The organism is Acinetobacter legionensis (assembly GCF_048552295.1).
Taxonomy (GTDB): domain Bacteria; phylum Pseudomonadota; class Gammaproteobacteria; order Pseudomonadales; family Moraxellaceae; genus Acinetobacter.
Genome location: NZ_JBIMCW010000130.1, coordinates 1 through 210, shown reverse-complemented (window position 1 = coordinate 210; position 210 = coordinate 1). Strand labels below are relative to the sequence as shown.

1 rRNA gene is annotated in these 210 nt (G+C 51.9%); it reads right to left on the bottom strand.

Features of this window, described 5'->3' with window-relative positions:
- Positions 1–210, bottom strand: a 16S ribosomal RNA gene (locus ACG916_RS21740); the annotation flags it as partial.

The following is a 210-nucleotide window of genomic DNA, read 5'->3' as shown; positions in this document are numbered from 1 at the left end:
GCCCAGTAAATCCGATTAACGCTCGCACCCTCTGTATTACCGCGGCTGCTGGCACAGAGTTAGCCGGTGCTTATTCTGCGAGTAACGTCCACTCATCCTAGGTATTAACTAGAAGAGCCTCCTCCTCGCTTAAAGTGCTTTACAACCATAAGGCCTTCTTCACACACGCGGCATGGCTGGATCAGGGTTCCCCCCATTGTCCAATATTCC